We start from the raw sequence: 19,973 nt of genomic DNA, 5'->3' as shown, positions 1-19,973 counted from the left end.
AGTAGTTGGAAATGAGTGAGAAGCGCTGACTCTAAATGAAAATAAAACAAAACACCTTTTTAACCTATTGTTCAGGTAGAAAAGGTGTTTTATTATGAAATAATTATCGGACAAAGGTAATAAAATCAATACTAACAGGTTCGTGATGATTGGTACGGAGGTCTGCATTTATTTGTCCTCGATGATAATGGCCGTGGAGTGCTACATGTGTTAGAATATCTCGAATCGAGTTTTGAAATGCTGCCTCTTTACTATTTTTATAGGTTATTATTCGATCTAAATCGGTTTCATTTAATCTATCGAGAAACGCGGTAAAGCCTGCTTGATTTCTGCTTGCCATTTTTTTGCAGTCTGCGATGGTCGTTTCCTGCCAGATAGGCAATGATGAACTATCTTGTTCCTGCATCCTGGTCAGCCATACGGTTTCTGCAAAAAGAATATGAGAAAATAATCGGATGGCTCGGGAATTTTCTGTTTCCGTGTTCTGCAATGTTTCGAGCATGATTTGGTTAGCCCAATGTAGGTGGTCGTACATGTTTATTATTGTTTTCAAGTGTATCATCCCTCCTTTTATTTTTATTATAACAGGTTTAATATGATGGAAATGCACGTCAAAATCTATCTCAGCAGTTGTATAACAGAGAAGAATAAAAGTAGCTATAATAATAACACTTAACAGGTTGCCCCTTGTTTTTTTCTTACTCTTGTTTCTAGGCAAGATAGAGGGTTTTCCTTTCGCTACACTACAATCTTTATTATAAATAGAGATAAAAAACTAAAATATATGAAATGTTCATCCGCAAACGCTGTCATTGGACAAAATCTGTATCAAATGACCTAATATAAGGAATAATCCTATTCATGCTTGTGAATAATGGGATATATCATAGATGAGATTTTGTGCAATAATAAGCTTATGAAGAATTATTGACTCATGTTTTTTATGTAGGAAATGGTGGATTTGAGTAGGAATTCTATTACGGTTCATGAAAAATCGGGATAATATATTTTTTTATTGGAAATATGCTATGATAAAAATAATAATTAAAGTTATTAACATCACACTTTTTAGGGGGTGTAACAGTGAATATAGAGCAGATTATTCGTCAAGGTGAAACAAAATATGTTGAGTTTAAGAGTTGGATAAAAGCTTCAAATAAAAAAGAATTGATTAATATATTAGTAAATGAAGCTGTAGGCTTCGCAAATACCGATGGAGGAAAAATATTTATTGGTGTTGAAGATAATGGCGAAATTACTGGTTGTGCAAATTTTGATGATCAGAAAATAATTGAAAATATATATGATAAAACTATACCGAACTTATTTACTGACATCGAAATAAAGAATATAAATGGGAAGTGTATTTTACAATTAACTATTGAAAAATCTTCAGATATAGTAGCGACATCAAAAGGAGTGGTTTATAAAAGGTTGGGTAAGAACACTAAACCACTTTATCCATCCGAATATGCCTCAAATAAAATAAAAGGATTTGATGGAGATTACTCAGCGAAAATAATTGTAACAACTACAGAAAATGATATTGATTTTATAGAGGTAGGGCGTTTAAAACGAATGATTCAATCTAGGGATAGTGAATCGACTTTATATCAAGCAGATAATATCAGCTTTTTAAAAGATCTACAACTGTTAGAATATGTTGACAATGAAATAAAATTAACTGTTGCTGGGCTACTGTTTGTAGGAAAAAAAGAGGCTATCGCTAAATATATGCCCCAATCTGAAATAATTCTTCTGACATATAAAGATGGCGAAATTGAATATAATAAACGTTTAGAGTTGAAGATACCCATTGTTCAAGCGTAGAAAGAATTCAACAGTTTTTTGAAGATAGAAATGGTATTCAAAATATTCAAATGGGTTTATTTAAATTAGAAGTGCAAGAATACCCTATCAATGTTGTTCAAGAAGCATTACTGAATGCTATTTCGCATCGAGATTATGAAAACAGTTCATCCATTTTTATGAAGTTTTATCCAACAGAAATTATAATAGAAAATCCTGGCTCTTTCCCCGCAGGAGTGGATAACACAAATATAATCACTCATCCTTCTTCTCCAAGAAATAAGTTGATTGCGGAGACTTTGCAAAAATTAAAATATGTGCAACGTTCTGGTCAAGGGGTAGATATTATATTTAAGGATATGCTGTCATCAGGGAAGTCCGCACCTGAATATAATCTTCATAGTGATGCAGTTAGTCTTACTCTCAGAAGCAACTTGGAAGATGCTGATTTTTTGCGTTTTATAAAAAATGAACAAGAGTCTAATGGTGAATTTTCAGTATCAGAAATTTGTATATTAAAACAAATTAAATTAGAAAAGACTATCACAGTAAAAAAAGCTGCAGAGGTAGCCCAAATTCCGGTGTCGTCCGTATCAAACGTATTGAATAAACTTGTTCAGGAGAAAAATGTACTTCAACGTTCAGCAAGAAATAGATACATGTTTACTCATAGAGTATATGAAAATATTGGTGAGACTATTCAATATACCAAGGATAAAGAATTTGATGAAATCCAAGCAAAACAGATGATTTTGGATTATTTAGCAAAAAACAAGAAAATTACTAGGGGGGATGTAGAGAGGTTATGTGGTTTCTCTCGGACTACCAGTAAACGAGTGTTACAACGATTGAGAGATGAAGAATTGATTGAATTAAAAGGTCATTCAAGAAGTAGTCATTATGTTAGTAAATAACAACAATGATTATCACAATGGGCCGCAAATGGACCGCAAATGGACCGCAAAACTAATTCATTTATGTGAATATACGGCTTGACAACATTCAACCGGAAGTAAAAAAGATAAGATTCATTACCCAACAGACGACAGACGTGTACAAGATGATAAACAAGGGGCAAGAGAAACCATGCCCCTTCTCATGCAGTCAACGTTTTCGCGAGATGCTAATGCTCTTGCTTCCATAAAATATAGAGCAGGATAAACATTACGATATCTAACCTTGCTTCAAATAAAAAATGAAATAAGCCTGACGAAAGAGTTGGTATCTTGGTAAGTATAATCGCAGCAATAATAATGACGAACAACGGAATAGTGGCTTTTTTTACATAATAATTGGCAATGATTAATCCGCCGCATAATAATTCCGTAATTCCTACCAGCCATACGGTCATTTCTGGATAGGGCACCCCCATATTGGCGAATGTACCGACAAAGTCTGCGATGACGAGCTTCATAATAGCGGAAGCAATAAATACGTAGCCGACGACATAGCGAATTAGTTGATGAGAGGAAAGCTGCCTTGGTTTTGGCATAGAATAGTCTCCTTTCTACTACTTGTTATCCTATACATATGCTAGATAGGGGACAAGCTATGCCAACAATTATTTCAAATAAAAAAACTGCACCCGAAAGTTGGGTGCAGGTTTCTGTTTAGGCATACATTGCTTCTACTTCTTTTTGTAATTTCTGATCGGCTACATATTCATCATAACTGATTTCTTTATCGATAATGCCGCTTGGCGTGATTTCAATCAAACGATTGGCGATACTATTGATAAATTGGTGATCATGTGACGTAAATAAGATCGATCCTTTGAAATTGATCAACCCGTTATTGACAGAAGTAATCGACTCCAAGTCTAAGTGGTTCGTAGGTTCATCCATTACTAACACGTTGGCATTGGCTAACATCATTTTCGATAACATACACCTAACCTTTTCTCCACCGGAAAGTACACTTGCTTTTTTCAAGGCTTGCTCACCGGAGAAGAGCATGCGTCCTAAGAACCCACGTAAAAAGGTTTCGGTTTGGTCATCTGGTGAATATTGTCGCAGCCATTCCACTAATGTCAATTCATTTCCATCAAAAAACTTCGCGTTATCCTTTGGAAAATAAGACTGCGATGTCGTAACTCCCCATGTAAAACTGCCTTCATCTGGTTCGGTTTCACCCATTAAAATATCGAATAACACGGTCTTTGCTATTTCATTTGGTCCGATAAAAGCGACCTTGTCATAAGGCTTTAAGGTGAAGCTTACGTTGTCTAACACCTTTTTGCCATCGATTGTTTTGGATAACCCTTCGACACGAAGTAAGTCATTACCAATCTCACGTCCCGGCTGAAAGGCGACATATGGATAACGACGGGAAGAAGGTTTGATATCATCCAGTGTAATATTATCCAACATCTTCTTACGAGAAGTGGCTTGTTTCGATTTGGAAGCATTCGCGCTAAAGCGTGCAATGAAATTCTGCAGTTCCTTCATTTTTTCTTCTTTTTTCTTATTTTGATCTTTGGCCATCTGCAGGGCAAGCTGACTGGATTCATACCAGAAATCATAGTTCCCCACATATAATTCAATCTTGCCGTAATCGACATCGGCAATGTGGGTACATACTTTGTTTAAGAAATGACGGTCGTGAGAGACAACAATCACCGTATTCTCAAAATTAATCAGGAATTCTTCCAGCCATTGGATTGCCTGAATATCCAAGTGGTTGGTTGGCTCATCTAAAAGCAAGATATCCGGGTTGCCAAATAACGCTTGTGCCAGTAATACTTTTACCTTGTCAGAACCAGATAATTCGGCCATTTTCTGAGTGTGCAGCGCTTCTTCGATTCCTAGTCCTTTTAACAAAATGGCAGCATCTGACTCTGCCTCCCAGCCATTCATCTCGGCAAATTCACCCTCTAATTCAGCGGCACGCATGCCATCTTCTTCAGTGAATTCGCCTTTGGCATAGATGGCGTCTTTCTCTTGCATGACCTCATACAAACGCGTATGACCCATAATCACGGTAGTCAATACCTCATATTCCTCGTAAGCAAAGTGATCCTGCTTTAGCACAGCCAGGCGCTCATCTTTACCAAGGGACACATGCCCGGATTGAGGCTCTACTTCACCGGATAACACTTTTAGGAAGGTTGATTTACCTGCCCCATTAGCTCCGATTAACCCATAGCAATTACCCGCTGTGAATTTAATATTCACATCTTCAAACAGTTTTTTATCTCCAAAGCGTAGACTAACATTGGTAGCTTGTAACATATATCACAATTCCTCCATCTTTCGTATATAAAGCAAGCTTAAGGGATTTGCGATAGGAAGTCAATCAAGGGGGCCGATAATTTTATCAATACGGTGTTGAAAGAGGTCATTGGCTCGTTAAAATAGTGGATGTCTTCCAGCCAGTTATAGGACGATCAATGTTATAATGAAGAAAAAATGTACTAAGAAAAGGAGGAGGGTCGTTTTGCCATCGTATTCAAGACATAATACATATGGGTTTCGCTTTAAGGGAGCGTATCAAGAACGGGTAGCTGGTCTACATGCGATTGGTCGTGAAAATCGTGCAGATTCCAGTTATCAATGGAATGGTTTGCAAAGGGGCGAAGACGGACGAATTGTCTTTCAATATACCTTAAACGGGGAAGGTGCCATCCGTATTGGTGATACTGTCCATAAGCTGTCCAAGGGAAAGGCATTTTTTGTCTACATACCAAGTGATCATTGTTATTACCTTCCGGATACTTCAGAAAATTGGGAGTTTATTTATTTTACGATGTATGGGAGAGAGGCGCTCACTCTGTTTCAACAAATGACAGAAAAACATGGGCATCTGTTTCATATGTCAACGCAAGCTCGACCGATCAGGCATATATGGCGGACATTGGAAAAAATTGAAACAACGGGGATCAACCATGGCTATGAGGCCTCATCGTATGCCTATTCCTTTCTGATGGAATGCTTAGAGTATTTGGAATATGGAGAACAGCAAGTCAGAGATATCCCGATTGCTATTCAACAAGCAAAGCAATATATCGAACGGCATTACCCCGAGGATTTGACCTTAGACGATATGGTTTCCGTGTCTGGTCTGTCGAAGTACCACTTTACCCGCCTGTTTGTTAATTCAGTCAAGGAAACACCAGTTCAATATTTGACGAAAATCCGCATTCAGCATGCCCTTGATTTATTAATGGATGACCATAAAACAGTGGAACAAATTGCCCAAGAAGTTGGTTATACAACAGGAAATTATTTTAGTAAAGTGTTCAAGCAATTAATTGGCAGTACACCGAGTCATTATCGCCGTGATAAATCGGTGATGCCTGTTGATCGTTTGTTTATTGACTAAGGCTAAAGAGCAATATATTACCCTTTTCAAAAATATTTACGATTGAAACCAATTCATTAACGGATTATGATGGGAATAAGCAATAGCAATTTAATACGATTCAAAGGAGGATATTTTATGTCTAAGATCACTTTTTTAGGAGCAGGAAGTACGGTGTTTGCCAAAAATGTGCTAGGGGACTGTATGACGGTCGACGCCTTGCAAGATTTTGAGTTTGCCTTATTTGATATTGACCATGAGCGCTTGAATGATTCTGAAATGATGCTGAATAATTTGAAAGAAAGCATGAATGCTACGGTAACCGTGAAGGCGTACACAGATCGTAAAGAGGCTTTGCGCGGAGCAAAATATGTCATTAATGCCATTCAGGTTGGCGGGTATGATCCTTGTACGATTACCGATTTTGAAGTGCCAAAGAAATATGGTTTACGCCAAACGATTGCGGATACATTGGGGATAGGAGGAATTTTCCGTAATCTTCGTACCATCCCGGTGATGCGAGAATTTGCTCGTGATATGAAAGAGGTCTGCCCAGATGCCTGGTTCTTGAACTATACCAATCCGATGGCAGTTTTGACCAATGTTATGTTGCAAGAAGGGATCAAAACTGTAGGACTATGCCACAGTGTACAGGTATGTGCCAGTCATTTACTTGAATCACTAGAAATGCCGAAAGATAACGTGCAATGGAAGATTGCCGGTATTAATCATATGGCTTGGCTGTTAGAGATCACTCGTGATGGAGAAGATCTATACCCAGAAATCAAAAAACGCGCCAAAGAAAAACAAAAAGAAAAGCATGATGATATGGTGCGCTTTGAATTGATGGATAAATTCGGTTACTATGTCACAGAATCATCCGAACATAATGCAGAATACCATCCATACTTTATTAAAAGTCAATATCCAGAATTAATCGATCGTTATAATATTCCACTAGATGAATATCCAAGACGTTGTGTCAATCAGATTGAGCGCTGGAAGCAAATGCGCGATGATTTAGTTAATGATCAGAATTTGACTCATGAGCGTTCGCACGAATACGGCTCCTACATTATTGAAGCAATGGAGACCAATAAACCGTTTAAGATTGGCGGAAATGTCTTAAATACGGGCAGATTGATTAGTAACCTGCCAGAAAATGCTGTCGTAGAAGTACCGTGTCTGGTTGATGCAAGCGGGGTAACACCTACGTATGTAGGTGATTTGCCAGAACAGCTTGCTGCCTTAAATCGAACCAATATTAATACCCAATTGTTAACGATTGAAGCGGCCTTGACGCAAAAGAAAGAAAAGATTTATCAAGCAGCTATGCTCGATCCGCACACAGCAGCCGAGCTATCATTAGACGATATTGTTGCCTTATGTGATGATTTGATTGAGGAACATGGGGATTGGTTGCCAACGTACAAATAATGAGCGAATATATGAAAGACAGCTGGTGGATAATTGGATCTGCCAGCTGTTTTTTGTATATTAGTTTAGCATAGTTTTACTTGATGACAGAGGGCAAATAAAGTGCTAAAATAAAAGTAACAAAGTAAGAATTTATGAATATATTAATGGGAGGTTGGATATAATCATGGTAAGTATAACGGAAAGCAGGGATACTATGCCTGGAAAAAGTGTACGTTTACGTGGAAAGAATCAAGTAACAATCCCCACTGATGTAATCGAACAGCTACAATTAAAAGAAGGAGAACAACTTGAAGTAGCGATTGAAAATGGTCGTATTGTATTAATTCCAGTCATAACCATTGAAAGAGATCAGGCATGGTTTTGGACGGAAGAATGGCAAAAAGGTGAGCGTGAAGCCGATGAAGATATTAAAGCAAAACGTGTGAAATCTTTTAAAAACCCAGAAGAAGCTATAAAATGGTTAGATAGTGACGAGGCGGATTCATGGGTGAACGAGGATAAATAGATGGAGCTCTATTTCACAAAGTCTTTTGTTAGAAAATACAAAAAGATGGATACAAAAGCTCAAATAAAAATCCAAGATACGTTAGAATTAATGGCAGATAATTTCTCCCACCCTTCACTCAGGATTAAAAAGATGAAAGGTTATCAAAATCCTGATATTTGGGAAGCAAGCGTTAATATGGATCTACGAATTACATTTGAAATTAGAAAACCTGAAAAAATAATATTACGTAATTGCGGCCAACACGATTCAACGCTGAATAACCCTTGAAACGTGCATGATTTTGAAAGAGAAACTTGTCAATTGGTTGCCAGAGTATAAATAATAAATGAATCGGTCTATGATAAAAACAGCCGGCAGATGATTGGATCTGTCGGCTGTTTTTTTATAGGCTCGTAACGGCTCTTTTTATAAAAATCTTACCATTCTATCTTCTACATTCTCGGTATATTATATAACATTAATAGAACTATTAGTAATTTTTTCATTGACTTTTAGTATTTATTAGCATATTATATAAACTAATAAGTATCATATTACATAAATTTACTAAATATTTTGTTCATAGGTAAAAGAATAATCAGAATGATAACCGGATGACATTTTGAGTAAATTAGGAGGTGTAGGATTTATATGAATGGCTAAGTGATGAGGTGCTGCAAGGATTATTTGCCATCATAGCTGTAATCAGACTAAGAATTTATGTGGTATGATCTTATCGTTTTCTGAATGCAAAATCATCACGACTCCTAGTTTTGTGCATATAATGCCTATCACGAGGAAGGCGGCAGCGTATCAAACATTCATTCTAACTAATACATTTACTTAATTTATGTGCATGTTTTAGTTTTTTAAAAATATGTATATTGTAAACGCATTCATCGAGAGGGATTGTCCCTATTAGTGGCTTACGTTTATCCGTTTATTGTGTTTAGGCTTCAGGAGTTTGACAAGGTTTGTTTACTAAAACAAGAGGGGGAAACAAAAAATGAAAAGAGTAAGATTCGTTACGATCATGTTACTTGGTTTCGTGTTTATCTTCCTTTCTGCATGCTCCAATGACTCAGGTAGTGGGGATGGTGGTTCAGGTGGTGGGAATCCAGATGCTGATGTAAAACTGACCATGACAGCGTGGGGAAATCCTGCAGAACAAAAGGTATACCAAAGGGCATTGGATGCCTATATGGAGGAGAATCCAGATGTGTCAGTCGAACTAATCCCTGCTCCAGGTGATACCTATCGCCAGCAGTTATTTACTCAACTACAAGGAAGTCAGGCAACCGATTTGTTCTATGTAGGGGCAGAATATATGGCGCAATTAATCAAAACAGGAAGAATTGTAGAATTGACAGAATTTCTAGAATCAGATGACAGCTATGTAGCACCAGATGAATTTGCAGAAGGACTTTGGGGACCTGCGAGGAACGATGATGGTATTTATGGTACGGCCGTCGATTCCAATCCAATGCTGATCTACTATAATAAGAACGTGCTAGAGGAAGCCGGTATCGATCCAGAAGAACCGCAAAAGCTATTCGAAGCCGGAGACTGGGATTGGGAGCATTTTTCACAGCTGAGTGAGCAGGTAGCACAGAGCGGAAAGTATGGTTTTGTCGCTGAAAATAGTGCGATGCACAATTTTAGCTGGATTTGGACAAATGGCGGTAATATGTATGATGAAGACACGAATATGATTTTAGCAGATAATCCAGAGGCGCAAGAGGCGTTTGGTTATGTAAGTGAAAATATTGCGGCTGGTAATTTCACCTATGCAGGAGCGTTACCGGAAGGGCAAGGACCAGACGCGATGTTTATGTCCAATCAAACGGCATTTGTAGCAGCGGGCAGATGGCTGACGCCGATGTTTAGTGAGAATGAAGCATTAGAATTTGATTATATTCCTTGGCCGACCAATACTGGTGAGCAAACGGAAACAGCAGGTATTGCTACTGCTTATCTGTCGGTAGGGGAGCATTCGGATCACGTAGATGAGGCCATAAAATTCTTGTCCTTTTATACCTCAGAGGATGGTCAGCGTGCCCGATTGACAGATGGGGGGAATGCGGTACCTTCTGTAGAAGCTGCCGATGATATTGTAGAGCAGGCTGATATCCCAGAACACTCGAGTTATTTAGTAGATGTGAGAAATATTGGCATGGTGGAAGATAAACAGACAACTATTCCGGGCTTAGATGAAGAAATAAATAGTATTTTAGATTTATTATACCTAGGGGAAGAAGAACTGGATGCAGCAGTAGCAGAGATTGATCAAGTAGGCAAAGATATGATCGAAGAATATCGTAACGAAGAGTAAACGATCGTGAAAAGGGTGAGTGCAATGGCTTGCCCTTTCCCTATACTACGGAAAGAAGGGTGGAAGGAAACGTGCAGAAACAAAATGCAAAATGGGGACTCCTGTTTTTAACGCCACAATTGCTTGGTTTACTCGCCTTTGCCATTATTCCATTGATCTCTGCCTTTGTTTTAAGCTTTATGAAGTGGGATGGCTTTGGCCAACGAACGTTTGTAGGAATCAGTAATTATATCAACCAACTGACCCAATCTGATTTTTGGACGGCTACTTATAATACGATTTTATATACCATTCTAACGGTGCCGGTAGGGTTGCTGTTATCGCTTATACTTGCGATTGCCTTGAATAAGATAAAAGGGAAAGAATTCTATCGTTTATTTTTCTTTATGCCAGTAGTCACTAGTTCCGTATCTATCGCCGTCATTTGGATGTGGATTTTAAATGGGGATATTGGTATTTTAAATCAAATGCTTGCGGCGATTGGTATAGACGGACCGAACTGGTTAACCAATACCAGTATTGTGATGATCTCGATTGCGATCTTAAGTATCTGGTGGCAATTGGGTTATAATATGGTCATTTTCTTAGCTGGGTTGCAAGGAATATCGAAAACATACTACGAGGCTGCTGAAATCGATGGGGCTTCCAAGTTTCAACAATTCTATAAGATTACGCTTCCTATGTTGTCGCCAACTACCTTCTTTTTAACGATTATGGCGCTGATTGGCTCGTTCCAAGTGTTTGACCAAGCCTTTGTTTTAACACAGGGAGGGCCAGGTAAAGCAAGTTATACGATGGTATATCATATTTATCAAAATGCCTTTATCGATTTTCAATTTGGGATGAGTTCGGCTGCTGCTATGGTTTTGTTCGTGGTTATTTTGATCATTACCTTGATACAGTTCACACTGCAGAAAAGGTGGGTATACTATGAAGACTAAGTTATCGTTTGGAAAAGTATTGCTGCATATTGTCTTGATTATTGGTTCCTTTCTGATGGTCTTCCCTTTTCTCTGGACGATCGGTAGCTCGTTGAAGGATATGACGCAAATTTTTGCGATTCCACCGGTGTGGATTCCCAACCCAGTCGTTTGGCAAAATTATATTGATTCCTTTCAAGCCATGCCGTTTGGGCGTGCCTATTGGAATAGCTTTTATATTACAACGATTGCCGTGGTAGGACAGATATTCACAGGCTCCATGGCGGCCTACGCCTTTGCTAAATTAAGGTTTAAAGGTTCTGGTGTCCTGTTTATTTTATTCCTGGCAACGATGATGATTCCAAAGCAAGTGACCATGATTCCATTATATTTAATTATGGATTGGTTAGGATGGCTAGATACGCATTTGCCTTTAATTATCCCTGGTGCTTTATTTAACGCCTTTGCAGTATTCTTGCTGCGTCAATTTATCCGAGGCATCCCTAAAGAATTAGAGGAAGCGGCGATAATGGATGGAGCCAATCCAATCAGAATATATTGGAGTGTGATCCTGCCATTAATTCGACCAGCGCTTGCTGCGATGTCTATTTTTATCTTTATGCAGACCTATAATAATTTTATTGATGCCTTAATCTATTTATCTACACCGACTAATTTTACGGTTCCGCTTTTACTGAACAATTTTAAAGGTTTATACGTGACCAACTGGTCATATATGATGGCGGGAGCGACTATTTCGATTGTACCGGTGATTATCGTCTATTTATTTGCCCAGCGGTATATTATTGAAGGGATTACCTTAACGGGTATAAAAGGTTAGTCTAAAACGAACCTGCAGCAATCTACGGTTGCTGCAGGTGGTCCGTCAAGGAAAAGAGGTGCTAGTGTGAAAAGCGTAATGAACGGGATGGAATGGATTACTAGGATGGCCTATTTGAACGTGTTATGGCTTATTTTCACCATACTAGGTTTGGTTGTCTTTGGTTTATTTCCGGCGACGGTAGCCATGTTTACGATTATTAGGCGTTGGTTATTAGGAAATATACAAGAATGGGACTTCCGAATGTTTTATTCAATCTATAAGAAAGAGTTTGTGAAAAGCAATGTCATAGGTCTTATTTTTCTGGCCGTTTCCTTTCTGTGTTATGTCAACATTCAATATATGTCCTATTATCATAGTGGATTTCACGGGATGATTAAATGGCCGCTGCTTACAGTGATGATCGTCATTGGTTTAGTGATGTTATATGTCATTCCGGTGTATGTACATTATCAAGTCTCGTTAAAAGAAGTATGTAAATATGCCTTCTATTTAATGCTGAGCCATCCGTTGGCAAATATAGGAATGCTAATCAGCTTGGCTATTATGCTGTTGTGTATGTTTATTTTACCTTATGCCATCCTCTTCTTTTCTGGAAGTCTAACAGCCTATATTACGATGCGAACGTGTTTGTATGTGTTTACTAGGGTTGCAGAAAAACAAGAGTTGCTTCGCGTGCAAGAGAGTTAAAGGTGATGAGTTACTATAAAAAAGGTGGCAATAATATATGGCAACAATAAAAGACATAGCGGAAAAGGCAAATGTCTCTCCTGCCACTGTTTCAAGAGTGCTGAATAATGACTTGACCCTCTCCGTTACAGCAGAAACACGCCAACGTGTCATGACAATAGCAGATAATTTAAATTATAAAACCATCAAACTACGCAAAAAAAAGAATAGTGCAAAAAAGCAGTCTTATCGAGTGGGGATACTGGTATGTCAGTCATTGGAAGAGGAATGGAAGGATCCTTATTTTCTCACATTAAGAAAAGGAGTAGAAGAACAATGTTTGAAAAGCGGGATAGAAGTAACCGAGATATATCGATTGCGTAATTTTACACCAACTCAACTGTATCAACGGTTAGATGGGATGATTTTAATTGGCAAGGTGGACCCAGCATTGCCTCCTATTTTACGAGAAAAAGTAAAACACGTGGTTTACTTGGACTATTCACCAGATGAAACCCAATATGACTCGGTAATGGTTGATTTTCAAAAATCAACGAATTTGGCAATCGAGCATTTACTTCAATTAGGTGCTAAAACAGTCGGTTTCATTGGCGGTTATACCTTTGAGTTTATCAATGGGCAAGACAAACAAAAGAGTAAAGATGAGCGTCATACGGCATTTATTGAGAAAATGAAAGAAGCAGGGAGATATAAGAAGAAACATGTTCATGTTGGAGATTTTACCATGTCAGATGGGTATCACTTGATGAAGGAAGCCATCGCCAAAGGGAATATAGCAGATGCCTATTTTATTGCGAGTGATCCGATGGCAATTGGTGTCCTAAGAGCCCTCAGGGAAGAAAAAATGGCGGTACCTGATGAGGTGGCTCTTGTTAGTTTTGATGATGTAGAGTTAGCACAATTTGCGAGTTCTCCTCTTACTACGATTCACGTTCCAATCGAGACAATGGGGGCGACAGGCGTGAAATTGTTGATCGATCGGATAGAAGGAAGGGAAATCCCGTTAAAAGTAATTGTGCCAACACGATTGGTGATTAGAGAAAGTTGTGGTTCCAAAAATATAAAAAGCGAGAATCTTTAATCGAGAGAAGCGTCCTAAAGACAGCTTCTCTCGATTTTTTTAATAGATCTAAAGAAAAACACTTGAAACCGCTTTATGAATTTGATAGTATGTACACCAGATAAAATTTTAGTTAATAAAATTAATTTAAACTATATTTTTACTAAAAAGAGGGCGACCGATTATGGCGACAATTAGGGATATTGCAAAAAAATCAAAGGTGTCATTAGCGACTGTATCAAGGGTGCTGAATAATGACAGGTCTTTGTCAGTAACGGAAGAGACACGAAATCGAATATTGGAAGTGGCGAAGCAACTAAATTATCAAACGGTTCGAGTTAGGAAGAAACAAAATGTCGATAAAAAAGAACCCATCAAATTTGGCCTATTCATGTGCCAATCTGTGGAAGAGGAGCTAAGTGACCCTTATTTTCTATCTATCAGGCAGGGGATTGAGCGGCAAAGTCGGGATTCAGGTGTGGAGGTCAATGAGATTTACCGTATCTACAATTTTCAAGTATCTCAGCTGAATAAAACGCTGGATGGCTTGATTATTGTCGGCAAAGTAGATATGGATCTTGTTGAGCAATTACAACAGAAGGTAAAACATCTGATTTTTGTCGATTATGCACCAGATGAGAATCGCTTCGACTCGGTGGTAGTGGATTTCGAGAAATCGACGAATATGGCAGTCGACCATCTGTTTTCGGCAGGCTATCAACGAATTGGTTACATTGGTGGGGAACAAGCAGAATATATGAAGGCAAATCAAAAACGTCTGTTTGAGGATCAGCGCTTTCAAGTGTTCACGAAAAAAATGAAAGAGCTTGATAAATTTATAGAAGAACATGTACTGGTGGGCGAGTTCACGATGACGGATGGCTATCGTTTGATGAAGAAGTCACTGGAAAGAGGAAATATACCGGAAGCCTATTTTATTGCGAGTGATCCGATGGCAGTAGGGGCCTTACGAGCTTTGCAAGAAAAAGGAATAATGGTTCCAGAAGATGTAGCGATAGTGAGCTTTGATGATGTGGAAATGGCGCAGTTTGCCAGTTGTCCATTGTCTACTGTAAATGTACCAACAGAGTTGATGGGGGAGACAGGTGTTAAATTGTTGCTGGATCGATTGAAAGGAAGGGAGATTCCTTTGAAAGTGACGGTTCCAACTTCCTTTGTCCAACGAGATAGTTGTGGAGTGAAAGCAAAATAGCAATCTATACTTCAGGTTCTAACGATTTTATTAGAGGAGGAAACCAATTTTTTGTTGAACATCCAGCAAGAACGGATCCATGTCGGATGAAAATGTGCCACTATTATTGGAAATGTTAATTGGCTAGTGTGAATTATGAAAAATGGTTATCCTTAAATTCTCCTTCTAATTGAATTGTCTACTTTTTTATCAAATTAATGTATGTAACGTTCAGGGGATTTTTGTATGTAATCAAATATCCCTTTAGTTTTGAATAAGATCAAAATAAATTTTTAGTAAACAAATCATAATCTAATATAAAGCTGTCATAAAACACTTTTTATTTGAAGTGTGAAGTGTTTTATGACTATCTTATTATATTTATCAAAAATATAAAAAAGTTATTGAAACCGCTTAAAAAATTTGCTACACTCTATTCAATGAAATGTTTACTAATTTATTGAACTATTTTAGTAAACAAAGGAGGGTAGTTTTTCTATGGCTACAATAAAAGATATTGCAGCTAAATCAGAAGTATCTTCTTCTACTGTGTCAAGAGTATTGAATAATGATCGTTCAATATCCGTAACTGATGAAACTAGACAACGAATTATAACAGTGGCTCAAAGTTTGAATTACAAAACCAAAAAAAAAACAAAGGCAAAACAATAATTTTACTAAACATAAAGAAAAATATAAAATCGGTATGTTGTTATGTCAATCCTTTGAAGAGGAGCTTAGTGACCCATATTTTCTCTCAATCAGACAAGGAGTAGAAAATCACTGTAAAGAGTTAGGTTTGGACTGTGCAGAAATTTATCGTTTGTCCAATTTAAATTTAGAACAACCTAGCATCAACGAGGAACTTGATGGCTTAATTGTAATTGGTGGTATTGATACAACAGTTGTCGAACAATTAAGCCGAAAAATAAATCATTTCGTATACATTGACTATTCACCAAATGAAGATGAATATGATTCCGTGATTATTGATTTAAAAAAAGCCACGAATATTGCTTTAGACCATTTGTTAAAATTAAACCATAAAAAGATTGGATTTTTAGGAGGTGATCAAACAGAGCACACTAAAAAAATGAAACGAAGGAATGTAGATGAGAGATATCTTGCTTATAAAGAAAAAATGAAAAAAATGGGGTTATATGATTCTAAACATGAATTTATTGGTGATTTCACTATGTCTGATGGCTATCGATTAATGAATGTCGCTATACAACAAGGAAATTTGCCAGAGGCATTTTTTATTGCCAGTGATCCACTGGCGATAGGAGCATTACGTGCGTTACAAGAGGCACAAATACAAGTACCCGAAAAAGTAGCAATTGTTAGCTTTGATGATATAGAAATGGCCAAGTACGCAAGTAGTCCTTTATCGACAGTAAGAGTTCCTGCTGAAGAAATGGGTAACGTAGGAGCTAAATTAATGATGGAACGCCTTATGGGGAGAGACATTCCACTGAAAGTAACTGTTCCTATAGAGTTAATTGAAAGAGAAAGTTGTGGAGCGATGAAAAGATAAAAAACTTTACTAAATCAAAGGGGGTGATGTTGAATTTTGTAAAAAGCCCTAGAAAAGCTTTGCGAGGGCAATTTCTAGGACTATAAAGGTACTACCGCACTCTTTGTTGTGAGAGCACGGATAATGTAATTATAGAAAAGAATAGTGTTTCTTTCAACAAAGAAGAATTTCTTAAAAAGGAGTAACATTATGAAAAAAACACTTGTTTACACATTGTTAGGCTTGTTTTTATGTATTGCACTAATTGGTTGTGCTAGTGATGATAATTCCACTGGTGATAGTGATGGTGCTGTCACGTTAACATTATTTTCAACGGTCACAAATGAATCAGATCAAGCAGCCATGGAAGATGTGATTAATCAATTTGAAGAAGAAAATCCAGATATCACAATTGATTATAATTTTCCAGCCGGTGAATATGAAAGTCAATTACGAGTAAAAATGGCTGCTAACGATATGCCAGACCTGTTTGATACACATGGCTGGGCACAAAATAGATATGGTGAATACACAATGGATCTTCAAGATATGGATTGGGTAGAAGATCTGGATCCAGCATTAGATACTATATTTAAAGATGAAGAAGGGAAAGTTTATGCTTACCCGATCAATCAAGCTAAGGATGGTTTAACGTATAATAAAACAGTATTAAATGAATATGGTATAGATCCTCCTACAACAATTGATGAGTTTATGAATGCTCTTGAAACTATCAAAAATGAAAGTGACGGTGAAGTAGCTCCATTGTGGTTCGCAGGTAGTGAGGAAGGTTCATTTGGACAGTATTTTGATGAGTTTGCTACTCCTCTTTTAATAACTCATCCAGATCACGATTATAGTGAAGAACTATTGGAAGGTTCATTCGACTGGGAACCATACACATATTTAGCTGATAAATTACTTGAAATGCAAGAAAATGAACTCCTGAACGTTGATGCCTTAACTGCTCAAACACATGAACAAACACAATTATTAGCTCAAAATAAAATGGCTTTTGTAATGGGGACAACACCTATACAAGCTGTTAGTGAACTGAATACGGATGTTGAATTAGGTGTAATGCCTGTCCCTGCAATTCATGAAGGTGGAGAACAGAGTTGGATTGGTGGTGAACGTCACACCTTTGCCATTTGGAAAGATACATCACATCCAGAAGAAGCACGAACATTTATTGAATTTTTAGCACAACCTGAAATTGTTAAAGAACTTGCGGAGGGAACAGGGTTACCTACAGGTTTAACAAATGCTTCGGCAGATATATACTATCAATCTGACTACGATGAATATGCTGATGTTCAGGTAGAACCTTATTTTGATCGCATATTCTTGCCAAGTGGTATGTGGGAACCAATGGGAACTGCAGGACAAGAATTGCTTTCCGGTTCTTTGACTCCAGAAGGTGTATCGGAAAAAATGGAAACAGAATATAACCGTTTATTACAACAAGAAGATTCGGAATAAAATAATTTGAGTAACGAGTGAGAGTATTACTCTTACTCGTTATTTGGCAATAGGGGTTGAATATAATGAGTATTAAAACCATTAAGAAAAGAAAGATGGGTGAGACATCATCACTTTGGTGGATGTATTTACCAGCCTTTTTGTTTGTTGGATTTTTTATTGTGTATCCATTTTTAAACGGAATTCGGATTTCTTTTACAGATTGGAATGGATTTTCGCAAACATCCAATTTTATCGGTCTAGATCAATATACTCGAATGCTAACAGACCCTGATACATGGACGGTAGTTAGAAATACATTACTTTATGGATTAGGGAGTACGATTTTTCAAAATATTGTAGGTTTAGCTTATGCATTGCTATTAAATCAAAGTATAAAATTTAAAGCTGTCACTCGAACCATTGTTTATTTACCAGTTATTATAAGTCCACTAATCATGGGCTATATTTGGTATTTCTTCTTTGCGTATCAGGGAGGAGCTTTAAATGATATCTTTATGTGGTTAGGAATGGAACCGATAAATGCCTTAAGCAATCCTTCATTAAACATTTGGATTATTGTCTTTGTAAATACCTTTCAATTTGTTGGTATTGCAATGATTATTTACTTAGCAGGTTTACAAAGTATCTCAAAAGAATTTTATGAAGCAGCCGATATTGATGGTGCGACGTCATTTCAACAATTCAAGAATATTACATTACCATTGATTATGCCATCTGTCACAATTAACATGGTAATCAATATCATTGGTGGGCTTAAATTGTTTGATGTTATCATCTCATTAACTAGTGGCGGACCAGGTAATGCTTCACAGTCCATGTCAACTTTTATGTATGATTTATATTTCTCACGTCAAGATGCTGGGTACGCTGCTACACAAGGTGTATTAATGATGGTGATTATATTAATTTTAAGTCTTACTGCACTTGTGTACTTTAGACGAAAGGAGGTTGAAGCATAATGGATTACACTTCTAAAAGAAAGAAAACAATCTTATCTATTCTGGCAATTATTATAGCCCTATTGCATCTTGTGCCTTTTTATATTTTGATCACCACTGCTTTAAAAGCAAGGGGAGATTTTAGTTCAAAATGGAGTATTCCGACAGAAATCAATTGGCCAAACTTTAGGGAAGCGTGGGAACAAGCCACTTTAGGTACTGCTTTGCTAAACACATCAATTATTACTTTTTTTGCAGCGCTGCTATTAATTGTTTTTGGTTCTATGGCTGCGTATCCATTGGCAAGAAGACAAACAAAACTGAATAAGTTTATGTATGTATTCTTTATTTCAATCATGGTCATACCTCCGCTGGCAGCATTAGTGCCACTTTATCAACTAGTAGTGGATATCGGTTTAATGAATACACGAACAGTAGCAGTATTAAACAATGTGGCTTCCTTCCTGCCTTTAACTATATTTTTATATGCTGGTTTTATTCGCTCAACCATTCCAAAATCTTTGGAAGAAGCAGCAAGAATAGATGGCGCAAATACGGTGGGTATCTTTTTTAGGATTGTATTTCCATTACTGAAACCTATTACAGCCTCTATTTTAATTATTTCGTGTGTTTATATATGGAACGATTACCAATTTGCTATTTTCTTCTTACAAGATGCTTCTGTGCAAACGATGACCGTTTCATTATCAGGATTCTTTGGAGAAAATACAAATAACTTAAATTTGGTGGCGGCTGCAGCAATTATAGCCATGTTACCAATGGTTATTTTGTTTTTATTATTACAAAAATACTTTATCAAAGGATTGGCAGCTGGCTCAGTCAAAGGTTAAAACAGATGCTCCGTTTGGTTATACATTTACCAAGCGGAGTGTTTTTTATTGCTAGGTGTTGACATATTGTCAACACCTAGGTAAGATGGAGCTATTCCTTAAAAGGAGGAAGT

The 19,973-nt window shown here is 37.3% G+C and carries 20 protein-coding genes; 17 read left to right on the top strand and 3 right to left on the bottom strand.

What is annotated here, in order from left to right:
- Nucleotides 1-103 precede the first annotated feature (103 nt).
- The gene (locus E0E32_RS06730; RefSeq protein ID WP_235817459.1) at nt 104-562 is read right to left on the bottom strand and encodes a DinB family protein; all 459 of its coding nucleotides are present in this window, start codon (nt 560-562) and stop codon (nt 104-106) included.
- Nucleotides 563-1,083: 521 nt separating this feature from the next.
- On the opposite strand from E0E32_RS06730, the gene E0E32_RS06725 reads away from it, so the two are divergent.
- Nucleotides 1,084-1,830, top strand: coding sequence for an AlbA family DNA-binding domain-containing protein (locus tag E0E32_RS06725; RefSeq protein ID WP_130859340.1), 747 nt, complete (start codon nt 1,084-1,086; stop codon nt 1,828-1,830).
- Nucleotides 1,831-1,880: 50 nt separating this feature from the next.
- Entirely contained in the window at nt 1,881-2,723 is an 843-nt protein-coding gene (locus E0E32_RS06720) for an ATP-binding protein (protein WP_130859339.1), read from the top strand.
- A 209-nt stretch (nt 2,724-2,932) separates the two neighbouring features.
- Here the strand turns inward: E0E32_RS06720 and E0E32_RS06715 are convergent, their stop codons facing one another.
- A complete protein-coding gene (locus tag E0E32_RS06715) occupies nt 2,933-3,301 on the bottom strand; it encodes a DoxX family protein (RefSeq protein WP_066188321.1) in 369 nt (122 codons plus the stop codon).
- 118 nt (nt 3,302-3,419) lie between these two features.
- Nucleotides 3,420-5,039, bottom strand: a complete 1,620-nt coding sequence (locus E0E32_RS06710; RefSeq protein ID WP_066188319.1) for an ABC-F family ATP-binding cassette domain-containing protein — start codon at nt 5,037-5,039, stop codon at nt 3,420-3,422.
- 205 nt (nt 5,040-5,244) lie between these two features.
- Here E0E32_RS06710 and E0E32_RS06705 point away from each other — a divergent pair, with 205 nt between their 5' ends.
- The 15 genes from E0E32_RS06705 (at nt 5,245) to E0E32_RS06635 (ending at nt 19,860) form a co-directional block, all read left to right on the top strand.
- Nucleotides 5,245-6,129, top strand: coding sequence for an AraC family transcriptional regulator (locus E0E32_RS06705; protein WP_078059942.1), 885 nt, complete (start codon nt 5,245-5,247; stop codon nt 6,127-6,129).
- A gap of 117 nt (nt 6,130-6,246) precedes the next feature.
- A complete protein-coding gene (locus tag E0E32_RS06700; RefSeq protein ID WP_066188317.1) occupies nt 6,247-7,545 on the top strand; it encodes an alpha-glucosidase/alpha-galactosidase in 1,299 nt (432 codons plus the stop codon).
- 166 nt (nt 7,546-7,711) lie between these two features.
- Complete coding sequence (locus E0E32_RS06695) at nt 7,712-8,053, top strand: AbrB/MazE/SpoVT family DNA-binding domain-containing protein (RefSeq protein ID WP_066188315.1); 342 nt, start codon at nt 7,712-7,714, stop codon at nt 8,051-8,053.
- Nucleotides 8,054-8,323 (top strand): type II toxin-antitoxin system RelE family toxin, encoded by a 270-nt coding sequence (locus E0E32_RS06690; protein WP_066188314.1) that lies wholly within the window; start codon nt 8,054-8,056, stop codon nt 8,321-8,323. It abuts the gene before it with no gap.
- 718 nt (nt 8,324-9,041) lie between these two features.
- Complete coding sequence (locus E0E32_RS06685) at nt 9,042-10,367, top strand: ABC transporter substrate-binding protein (RefSeq protein WP_066188313.1); 1,326 nt, start codon at nt 9,042-9,044, stop codon at nt 10,365-10,367.
- Nucleotides 10,368-10,438: 71 nt separating this feature from the next.
- On the top strand, nt 10,439-11,308 hold the full coding sequence (locus E0E32_RS06680; protein ID WP_066188311.1) for a carbohydrate ABC transporter permease: 870 nt from the start codon (nt 10,439-10,441) through the stop codon (nt 11,306-11,308).
- A complete protein-coding gene (locus E0E32_RS06675) occupies nt 11,298-12,128 on the top strand; it encodes a carbohydrate ABC transporter permease (RefSeq protein WP_066188307.1) in 831 nt (276 codons plus the stop codon). The genes E0E32_RS06680 and E0E32_RS06675 overlap by 11 nt, the downstream gene beginning before the upstream one ends.
- Before the next feature lie 66 nt (nt 12,129-12,194).
- Nucleotides 12,195-12,818: a YesL family protein gene (locus E0E32_RS06670; RefSeq protein WP_130859338.1), complete on the top strand. Its 624-nt coding sequence runs from the start codon at nt 12,195-12,197 to the stop codon at nt 12,816-12,818.
- 37 nt (nt 12,819-12,855) lie between these two features.
- Complete coding sequence (locus E0E32_RS06665; RefSeq protein ID WP_130859337.1) at nt 12,856-13,899, top strand: LacI family DNA-binding transcriptional regulator; 1,044 nt, start codon at nt 12,856-12,858, stop codon at nt 13,897-13,899.
- A gap of 163 nt (nt 13,900-14,062) precedes the next feature.
- A complete protein-coding gene (locus E0E32_RS06660; protein WP_130859336.1) occupies nt 14,063-15,091 on the top strand; it encodes a LacI family DNA-binding transcriptional regulator in 1,029 nt (342 codons plus the stop codon).
- 477 nt (nt 15,092-15,568) lie between these two features.
- Nucleotides 15,569-15,742, top strand: coding sequence for a LacI family DNA-binding transcriptional regulator (locus E0E32_RS06655; protein ID WP_130859335.1), 174 nt, complete (start codon nt 15,569-15,571; stop codon nt 15,740-15,742).
- 34 nt (nt 15,743-15,776) lie between these two features.
- A complete protein-coding gene (locus tag E0E32_RS06650; RefSeq protein WP_130859334.1) occupies nt 15,777-16,607 on the top strand; it encodes a substrate-binding domain-containing protein in 831 nt (276 codons plus the stop codon).
- A 189-nt stretch (nt 16,608-16,796) separates the two neighbouring features.
- Nucleotides 16,797-18,068, top strand: a complete 1,272-nt coding sequence (locus E0E32_RS06645; RefSeq protein WP_130859333.1) for an ABC transporter substrate-binding protein — start codon at nt 16,797-16,799, stop codon at nt 18,066-18,068.
- 65 nt (nt 18,069-18,133) lie between these two features.
- Nucleotides 18,134-19,030, top strand: a complete 897-nt coding sequence (locus E0E32_RS06640; RefSeq protein WP_130859332.1) for a carbohydrate ABC transporter permease — start codon at nt 18,134-18,136, stop codon at nt 19,028-19,030.
- Nucleotides 19,030-19,860: a carbohydrate ABC transporter permease gene (locus E0E32_RS06635; protein ID WP_130859331.1), complete on the top strand. Its 831-nt coding sequence runs from the start codon at nt 19,030-19,032 to the stop codon at nt 19,858-19,860. Before E0E32_RS06640 ends, E0E32_RS06635 begins: the two co-directional genes overlap by 1 nt.
- Nucleotides 19,861-19,973 lie beyond the last annotated feature (113 nt).

Origin of the sequence: Gracilibacillus phocaeensis (assembly GCF_900626275.1) — a bacterium.
GTDB lineage: Bacteria > Bacillota > Bacilli > Bacillales > Amphibacillaceae > Gracilibacillus > Gracilibacillus timonensis.
This window is presented reverse-complemented; position numbering and strand designations above follow the sequence as displayed.

Coding starts and splice junctions, on each gene's coding strand:
- E0E32_RS06690 (WP_066188314.1), top strand. CDS start 8,054: ATGGAGCTCTATTTCACAAAGTCTTTTGTTAGAAAATACAAAAAGATG.
- E0E32_RS06675 (WP_066188307.1), top strand. CDS start 11,298: ATGAAGACTAAGTTATCGTTTGGAAAAGTATTGCTGCATATTGTCTTG.
- E0E32_RS06645 (WP_130859333.1), top strand. CDS start 16,797: ATGAAAAAAACACTTGTTTACACATTGTTAGGCTTGTTTTTATGTATT.
- E0E32_RS06730 (WP_235817459.1), bottom strand. CDS start 562: ATGATACACTTGAAAACAATAATAAACATGTACGACCACCTACATTGG.
- E0E32_RS06700 (WP_066188317.1), top strand. CDS start 6,247: ATGTCTAAGATCACTTTTTTAGGAGCAGGAAGTACGGTGTTTGCCAAA.
- E0E32_RS06715 (WP_066188321.1), bottom strand. CDS start 3,301: ATGCCAAAACCAAGGCAGCTTTCCTCTCATCAACTAATTCGCTATGTC.
- E0E32_RS06660 (WP_130859336.1), top strand. CDS start 14,063: ATGGCGACAATTAGGGATATTGCAAAAAAATCAAAGGTGTCATTAGCG.
- E0E32_RS06655 (WP_130859335.1), top strand. CDS start 15,569: ATGGCTACAATAAAAGATATTGCAGCTAAATCAGAAGTATCTTCTTCT.
- E0E32_RS06710 (WP_066188319.1), bottom strand. CDS start 5,039: ATGTTACAAGCTACCAATGTTAGTCTACGCTTTGGAGATAAAAAACTG.
- E0E32_RS06695 (WP_066188315.1), top strand. CDS start 7,712: ATGGTAAGTATAACGGAAAGCAGGGATACTATGCCTGGAAAAAGTGTA.
- E0E32_RS06685 (WP_066188313.1), top strand. CDS start 9,042: ATGAAAAGAGTAAGATTCGTTACGATCATGTTACTTGGTTTCGTGTTT.
- E0E32_RS06720 (WP_130859339.1), top strand. CDS start 1,881: ATGGGTTTATTTAAATTAGAAGTGCAAGAATACCCTATCAATGTTGTT.
- E0E32_RS06640 (WP_130859332.1), top strand. CDS start 18,134: ATGAGTATTAAAACCATTAAGAAAAGAAAGATGGGTGAGACATCATCA.
- E0E32_RS06635 (WP_130859331.1), top strand. CDS start 19,030: ATGGATTACACTTCTAAAAGAAAGAAAACAATCTTATCTATTCTGGCA.
- E0E32_RS06665 (WP_130859337.1), top strand. CDS start 12,856: ATGGCAACAATAAAAGACATAGCGGAAAAGGCAAATGTCTCTCCTGCC.
- E0E32_RS06650 (WP_130859334.1), top strand. CDS start 15,777: ATGTTGTTATGTCAATCCTTTGAAGAGGAGCTTAGTGACCCATATTTT.